This is a genomic window from Seohaeicola saemankumensis (genome assembly GCF_042678485.1).
Lineage (GTDB): Bacteria > Pseudomonadota > Alphaproteobacteria > Rhodobacterales > Rhodobacteraceae > Seohaeicola > Seohaeicola saemankumensis.
Map to the genome: position 1 here is coordinate 505,248 of NZ_JBHTKR010000005.1, position 7,378 is coordinate 512,625.

A 7,378-nucleotide genomic window follows, 5' to 3' on the forward strand; every position below is an offset into this window, starting at 1 on the left:
ATGTGACATGGCGTCAATCCCCCGCCGCGCGGCCCTTGAGGGCGATGATGCCCTTGGGCCGGAACTGGATGAACAGGATGATGAACAGGATCATGTAGGTCTGCGCGGCCAGCGTGTTGCTGGGGTTCAGGAACTCGATCCCCTTTTGCAGAAAGCCGATCAGCGTGGCACCGGCCAGCGTGCCCCAGACATTCCCGACACCGCCCACGACCACGGTCATGAAGCTTTGCACGATATAATCCGCGCCCATTTCCGACGTGACCTTGGCATAAAGGCCGATGGCCACACCCGCGATACCGGCGATGCCCGAGCCAAGGCCGAAGGTCAGCATGTTGATACGGTCAGGGTTGATCCCCATCGACGCCGCCATGCCGGGGTTCTGGGTCACGGCCCGCACCTCCAGCCCCAGACGTGTCCGCTTGAGGATATAGAGCAGCAAGCCAAGAAACAGCAGCGCCAGCACGAAGATCGCCACGCGGATCATGCTGATCGACACCACCTCGTTGAAGGTCAGCGTCCCGCTGAGCCAATCGGGCGAGGTCAGCGGACGCGCCTGCGTGCCAAAGATGTTCTTGGCCAGCTGTTGCAGCGCGATGGAAATCCCGAAGGTCGCCAGCAGCGTTTCCAGCGGACGATGATAAAGCCAGCGGATCACCAGCCGTTCCATCGCCACGCCCGCACCGAAGGTGACCGCAAAGGCCAGCGGCAGGGCCAGGACCAGCGACAGCGTGTAGTCCGGCACAAACAGCTGAACCACATAGCCTGTATAGGCGCCCATCATGATGAATTCGCCATGCGCCATGTTGATCACGCCCATCACGCCAAAGGTGATGGCAAGGCCGATGGCGGCAAGAAAGTAGATCGAGGCAAGCGACAAGCCGTCCAGCGCTAGGTCGGCGGCCTGGTTCAGACCGACCTTGAACAGGATCGCCTCCAGCGTTTCCTCGGCGGCGGCGGTAATGGCGGGATCGGGTTCGGCATAGACCAGGACAAACTGATGCGCGGCCAGCGCATTTGCCTGATCTTCCAGCGTCACCAGCGGCGGCACGGCCCCGGTGGCGGCCAGCGCCGCATAGGCGGCTTTGCGCGCGGCATCGGTTGTCAGGCTGGACACCGGGATGCCCGCCACCGTATCGCCATCCATGGCAGCGATCAGCGCATCCTTGATCGTGGCAACGCCGGTCAGCGGCGGCGCGAAACCGGCCTCGACCAGGCGGGCATAGGCCTCGGCCTGTGGCAGTGCCTCGGTGCCGGGGGTCAGGATGGCGGCGATGTTGCGATCCTGGGGAAGTGTGGGGAAAACAGCCGGGCTTGTGGTCAGTATCAGGTTCAGAACGGCGCGGGCATCCACGCCCAGATCACCCTCGAGGCTTTCGATCGCCGCGATCCGTTCAGCCGGCGTTGCCGCAAAACGGGCAGAAAGCAGGCGTTCCAGGCGGATCTTGCGCTCTTGCAGAAGGGGATCGGGTTCTTCGTCGATGGACAGGCGCAGAGGCTCCAATTGGTCTTCCGAGGGGCTGCGCGCGATGGCATCCAGTGCCGCTAGCCGCCGTTCCGGGTCATCGTCCAGCAACTGGAAGGCCACAAGCGCCGACCCGATCACGCGCCGCACGCCGGCATTGGGGCGCAGTTCGCTCATGTCGGCGCTGTCCGCCTGCCCCAGGTCCTGTCCGGTATCCACATCGACAAGGGCAAAGCCGCCTGCCGCCTTCGTGGCATAGTAGAACAGCCCATCGCTGGCGCGCAGGTAGACACCCCTGTCGCGCCAACGCTCCAGGAATTCAGGCACCCCCGGCAGATCGCTGCCCAGCAGGGCGCCAATCAGGGTATCGACCGTGCTGCGCGACGGGTTGGCCACGGCATCGGCATTGTCTTGAAGCAGGGCCTGCAGCGGGCCCGCGCTGTCCTGCGCCTGCGCGGCGGACGGGGCAAGGCCAGACAGGCCAAGGCAGATGGTCAGGGCACAGCAAATTAGGCGGAGAATCATGGGGCGTCCTTGAGCAGGCAGCACGCGATTGAGAGGGCGCGACAGGCGCGCCCTCAGGTCCTTGCGTCGATCTCTCAGTAGTTCGAGGTCAGCTGGACACAGGTCTTGGTGACGGTGTTGTACATGCCGCAGCCCAGATCCTTCCAGTCGCTGGTCAGAACCGCCGAGTCCGGCAGGAAATCGGTCCAGGCATCGCCATCGACTTCTGGTGTCTGGCTGATGATGTCGAACTGACCGTCGGCCCGGATCTCGCCGATGAGGACAGGCTTGGCCAGATGGTGGTTCGGCAGCATCACCGCGGTGCCGCCGGTCAGGTTCGGGAATTCCTGCCCGTACATCGCCGTACGCACGGCATCCACAGCGGTGGTTCCGGCGGCTGTGGCCGCGTTCACCCACATGTTGAAGCCGATGTAATGCGCCTCCATCGGGTCGTTGGTCACGCGATTCTCACCAGCAAAGGCTTTCCATGCGGCAATGAATTCGGCATTGGCGGGCGTATCGGCGGACTGGAAGTAGTTCCATGCCGCCAGATGGCCCACCAGTTCCGAGGTGTCGAGGCCGGACAGTTCTTCTTCGCCAACCGAGAAGGCGACAACGGGAATATCCTCGGCCGAAACACCGGCAGCGGCCAGTTCCTTGTAAAAGCCGATATTCGCATCGCCATTGATGGTCGAGATCACGCCAACCTGCTTGCCGTCCGCCCCAAGGGCGACCACATCCGCGACGATCGTCGCCCAGTCGGAATGACCGAAGGGCGTGTAGTTCACGAAGATGTCTTCCTTGGGAATGCCTTTCGAGATCAGGTAGCTTTCAAGGATGTTGTTCGTTGTGCGCGGATAGACATAGTCGGTGCCCAGCAATGCGAATTTCTCGACGCCCAGTTCATCCAGGAAATAGTCGGTGGCAGGGATCGCCTGCTGGTTCGGGGCGGCGCCTGTATAGAAGACATTGCGCGAGGATTCCTCGCCCTCGTACTGCACCGGATAGAACAGCAGGCCGTTCAGCTCTTCGATCACCGGCAGCACGGATTTCCGGCTGACGCTGGTCCAGTTGCCGAAGATCACATCGACCTCGTTGACGGTCAGCAACTCGCGGGCCTTTTCCGCAAACAGCGGCCAGTCGGACGCGGGATCGACCACGACGGCCTCAAGCTGACAGCCCAACAGCCCGCCCTTGGCGTTCTGCTGCTCGACAAGCATCAGCATGACATCCTTCAGCGTCGTTTCGGAAATGGCCATGCTGCCGGACAGCGAATGCAGCACACCGACCTTGATCGGGCAATCCTGTGCCGACGCGGTCCCGGCGCCAGCCACCAGCGCGGCCAGAGCCAGAGCGGTGAATTTCGTTCCATATGTCATTGAATTATATCCCCAGTCGATTATCTGCGGGATGGGCTGTGTGTCCTGCCTATGCCAGCAACTGGCACGGCGGGGCATCTGGCCATCCGCAACATGTGTGTTGCAGTCGCGCAGGGGGTGTATCTGCCAGGATCGGCCCTCTGCGCGGCCTCGGCGCATCGTCCGTGTGACGACGGCTGGCCCAATTCAGAACCGACCATGCCGCGCAGGCAACAAACCATTTTGCAGATGCAGCATCTTTAGGACTCTATCAGAGATGCTTGCATGTTTTGGGGCGTTTGCCTGTTTTTTAGGTAAAATGCGCCTTCTGGTCGGGCGGCTTTGAAAGGCTGTGCAATCCATAGCTGCATGCCGACGCAGGTCTGCAGAATCACCAGGGGCTTTCCGGGCAAGACATCCATGGCAACAGGGATGGCGTGCGCCAGCTTTTTCCCTGTGCGCAGCCTGCCCTGACCGGACGCCTCGCGAAGAAATGGCAATGCCGCTTCTGTCGGGATCTGGCCTTCTGACGGCCGCCCGCTTCCACCAAACAGTTGTTTCCCTTGATCAAAACGATGCGGCGGTCCACGGGACGACGGATAAAAAAAACCCCGGCACCAGGCCGGGGCAGTCCAACAGGGAGGTGCATATGATGACCCGCATATGCGACGGGGTCTCTTGAAATGCTGCGAAAAAACTAATTCTGATCTCAGAATACCACTTTGATCTGCATCAAGACAGTCGTCGCCATGCAGAGATGTCGAAAGTGCATCCCTTATGCAACAAGACGGTACCCACCGGATTCCGTGACAAGCAGACGCGCGTTCGAGGGATCGGGTTCGATCTTCTGGCGCAGCCTGTAGATATGCGTCTCGAGTGTGTGGGTCGTGACGCCCGCATTATACCCCCAGACCTCATGCAAAAGCACATCGCGCGGCACCACGCCTTCGGTCGCACGATAGAGGTATTTGAGGATATTCGTCTCTTTCTCGGTCAGGCGGATCTTCTTGTCATCCTCGGTGACCAGCATCTTCATCGCGGGCTTGAACGTATAGGGCCCAAGCGTGAATACGGCATCCTCGCTCTGCTCATGCTGGCGCAGCTGCGCGCGGATCCGGGCCAGCAGGACCGGAAACTTGAACGGCTTGGTGATGTAGTCATTGGCCCCGGCATCCAGACCCAGGATCGTATCGGCGTCGCTGTCATGGCCGGTCAGCATCAGGATCGGGCATTTCACCCCCTGCTTGCGCATCAGGCGGCACAGTTCGCGCCCGTCCGTATCGGGCAGCCCGACATCAAGGATCACCAGGTCGTACAACGCTTCTTTCGCGCGCTTCATCGCCTCGGACCCGTTCCCGGCCTCGAACACATCGAAATCCTCGGTCATGACAAGCTGCTCGCTCAGCGCCTCGCGCAGATCCTCGTCATCGTCCACCAGCAGTATTTTCTTCAATTGTGCCATAGGTTTCCCTCCTGTGCTTGCAGACAAGATGCGCCTGCGGGACAATGCCGACAAGACAGGGTGCCATTCTCTCACGCTGTCGTGTAAAGCAGTGTGCGAATGTTTCAGATAAACGCGTAAAACCCAGATCGCAGCACGCATAGGCGCAACAAACGGCATGAGCTTCAGCCCTGATGTTACAGAAACCCTGGCCCGCGCCCGCGCAGACCTGCGCATGGGCGTCCCTGTCGTCCTGACAGATGCGGCCGCTGGCGTGCTCGTGCTGGCCGCCGAAACGCTGGATTTGCAAAGGCTGGCTGATCTGCACGCCCTTGGTGGCACACCCGTCCTGGCGCTGACGGCACGGCGGGCCGAAACGCTGAAGGCACGCGCCTATGATGGCGACCTTGCGCGCGTCATCCTCCCGCCCGAGGCCAGCCTGTCCTGGATCCTGGGTGTCGCCGATCCGGCGGACGATCTGAACATGCCGATGAAGGGGCCGCTTGTCACGCAGCGCGACGGCGCGGCCGATCTGCACCGCCTGGCCGTGGTCCTGACCAAGACCGCGCGGCTTCTGCCTGCCGCCCTGGTGCTGCCGCTCTCCGATCCGGCGGGCTTCGCCGTCACCCACGGCCTGACCCGGATCGACGCACCGCGCGCCCGCCCCCTGCTGGCCGCCGCGCCCGCGCCGCATCCGGTCGTCAGCGCCCGCCTGCCCGTTGCCGCAGCCGAGGCAGGGCGGCTGCATATCTTCCGCCCCGAGGATGGCGGCGAAGAACACTATGCCTTCGAGATCGGTCAACCCGATCGCGACAAACCCGTGCTGGCCAGGCTGCATTCAGCCTGCTTCACCGGCGATGTGCTGGGCAGTCTGAAATGCGATTGCGGGCCTCAGTTGCACGGCGCGCTGGCACAGATGGGCGAGGAAGGCGCGGGCGTCCTGCTCTATCTCAACCAGGAGGGGCGTGGCATCGGCCTGGCCAACAAGATGCGCGCCTATTCATTGCAGGACCAGGGTTTCGATACGGTCGAGGCGAATCATCGTCTCGGCTTCGAGGATGACGAGCGTGATTTCCGCCTTGGGGCCGAAATCCTGAAATCCATGGGCTTCACCTCGGTGCGCCTGCTGACCAACAACCCCCGCAAAATCGCGATGATGGAAAAGCAGGGCATCGCAGTGACCCAGCGTGTGCCCCTGAAAGTGGGTGAGAACGCCCATAACCGCGCCTATCTCGCGACGAAATCCGCCAAGTCGGGACATCTGCTGTGACAACCGCCCGCGCCGCCGACATGGTGCTGACGCCGATGGGGCTGCGCTTTCAGGGGCGGGTGTTTCCCTGCTCGATCGGTCGCGGCGGCATCAGCGACACCAAGCGCGAGGGCGACGGCGCCACCCCGCGCGGCATCCATGGTATCGTGGGTATGCTTTACCGTCCCGACCGCATGGCGCCCCCCGCTGACTGGGCCGTGCCGATCCATCCCTGCGACCTGTGGTCAGACGATCCCCGGCACGAGGATTACAACCTCATGGTCCGCGCGCCCTATCCGCACAGCCACGAAAAGCTGCGCCGCGCCGACCCGCTCTATGATCTGGTCCTGATCACCGACTGGAACTGGCCCCGCGCGGAACGCGGGCGCGGCTCGGCCATCTTCCTGCACCAGCGCCGCCGCGCGGGCTATCCGACCGAAGGCTGCGTGGCCCTGCGCCGCGACCACCTGATCTGGATCGCCAGCCGCCTGCGCCACGGCTGCCGCCTCATTGTCGCGTAGCAGCCGCTTCTCTTTGCCTTAAATATCCATCGTGCAACGGCTCACCCGTAAGCGCGCTCTCCGAAGATCGCCGACCCGACGCGGATATGCGTGGCCCCCAGCGCGATGGCGGATTCGAAATCGCCGCTCATGCCCATCGACAGGCCGGACAATCCGTTACGTTCCGCGATCTTGGCCAAGAGGGCAAAGTGCAGCGACGGTTCCTCATCGACCGGGGGAATGCACATCAACCCCTGCACGGGCAGATCCAGCGCGCGCGCCTCGGCCACGAAGGCATCGGCCTCGGCCGGCATCACGCCCGCCTTCTGCGGCTCCTCGCCGGTGTTGATCTGCAGAAAGATATCCGGGCAGTGCCCCATCTCCTGCGCCAGCCTTGCGATGGTCTGGGCAACCTTGGGGCGGTCCACGGAATGGATTACCTGAAACAGCTCCATCGCCTGCCTGGCCTTGTTGGTCTGCAAGGGGCCGATCAGATGCAATTCGATCCCGTCATATGACTTGCGAAAATCGGGCCATTTGCCAGCGGCCTCCTGCACCCGGTTTTCACCAAAGACGCGGTGCCCCTGCTCCAGTACGGCGGCAACCCGTTCGTTCGGCTGCACCTTGGACACGGCGATCAGGGTCACGCTGCCCTCGGCCCGCCCGGCATCGGCGCAGGCTTTGGCGATTCGGGTCTTGATCTCGGACAGCGACATGACATTCACCCTGGTTGTTCGGCCTTGGCGCATGAAAACACCATGTCCGCACAAAAGAAAAGGGCAGGTCCGAAGACCTGCCCTTCCTTGTTCAACTGCTTGTTCTGGATCAGAACGAGAAGAAGATACCAGCGGACACGATGTTGTC

6 protein-coding genes are annotated in these 7,378 nt (G+C 62.4%); 2 read left to right on the plus strand and 4 right to left on the minus strand.

Annotation, left to right across the window (positions count from 1 at the left end):
* Nucleotides 1-13: 13 nt before the first annotated feature.
* From urtB to ACFQ3C_RS14740, 3 genes are all read right to left on the minus strand, one after another.
* Nucleotides 14-1,987 (minus strand): urea ABC transporter permease subunit UrtB, encoded by a 1,974-nt coding sequence (gene urtB, locus ACFQ3C_RS14730; protein WP_380793303.1) that lies wholly within the window; start codon nt 1,985-1,987, stop codon nt 14-16.
* Nucleotides 1,988-2,061: 74 nt separating this feature from the next.
* Nucleotides 2,062-3,345 carry an urea ABC transporter substrate-binding protein gene (gene urtA, locus ACFQ3C_RS14735; protein WP_380793305.1) on the minus strand — a complete coding sequence of 428 codons (1,284 nt, stop codon included), beginning with the start codon at nt 3,343-3,345 and terminating at the stop codon, nt 2,062-2,064.
* 754 nt (nt 3,346-4,099) lie between these two features.
* Entirely contained in the window at nt 4,100-4,786 is a 687-nt protein-coding gene (locus ACFQ3C_RS14740) for a response regulator transcription factor (protein WP_068291081.1), read from the minus strand.
* Nucleotides 4,787-4,943: 157 nt separating this feature from the next.
* Here ACFQ3C_RS14740 and ribA point away from each other — a divergent pair, with 157 nt between their 5' ends.
* Both ribA and ACFQ3C_RS14750 read left to right on the plus strand, forming a co-directional pair.
* The gene (ribA, locus tag ACFQ3C_RS14745) at nt 4,944-6,035 is read left to right on the plus strand and encodes a GTP cyclohydrolase II (RefSeq protein WP_380793308.1); all 1,092 of its coding nucleotides are present in this window, start codon (nt 4,944-4,946) and stop codon (nt 6,033-6,035) included.
* 20 nt (nt 6,036-6,055) lie between these two features.
* On the plus strand, nt 6,056-6,535 hold the full coding sequence (locus tag ACFQ3C_RS14750; protein ID WP_380793364.1) for a L,D-transpeptidase family protein: 480 nt from the start codon (nt 6,056-6,058) through the stop codon (nt 6,533-6,535).
* A 41-nt stretch (nt 6,536-6,576) separates the two neighbouring features.
* Here the strand turns inward: ACFQ3C_RS14750 and ACFQ3C_RS14755 are convergent, their stop codons facing one another.
* The gene (locus ACFQ3C_RS14755) at nt 6,577-7,230 is read right to left on the minus strand and encodes a YggS family pyridoxal phosphate-dependent enzyme (RefSeq protein ID WP_380793310.1); all 654 of its coding nucleotides are present in this window, start codon (nt 7,228-7,230) and stop codon (nt 6,577-6,579) included.
* Nucleotides 7,231-7,378: the final 148 nt, after the last annotated feature.

Coding starts and splice junctions, on each gene's coding strand:
- urtB (WP_380793303.1), bottom strand. CDS start 1,987: ATGATTCTCCGCCTAATTTGCTGTGCCCTGACCATCTGCCTTGGCCTG.
- urtA (WP_380793305.1), bottom strand. CDS start 3,345: ATGACATATGGAACGAAATTCACCGCTCTGGCTCTGGCCGCGCTGGTG.
- ACFQ3C_RS14740 (WP_068291081.1), bottom strand. CDS start 4,786: ATGGCACAATTGAAGAAAATACTGCTGGTGGACGATGACGAGGATCTG.
- ribA (WP_380793308.1), top strand. CDS start 4,944: ATGAGCTTCAGCCCTGATGTTACAGAAACCCTGGCCCGCGCCCGCGCA.
- ACFQ3C_RS14750 (WP_380793364.1), top strand. CDS start 6,056: ATGGTGCTGACGCCGATGGGGCTGCGCTTTCAGGGGCGGGTGTTTCCC.
- ACFQ3C_RS14755 (WP_380793310.1), bottom strand. CDS start 7,230: ATGTCGCTGTCCGAGATCAAGACCCGAATCGCCAAAGCCTGCGCCGAT.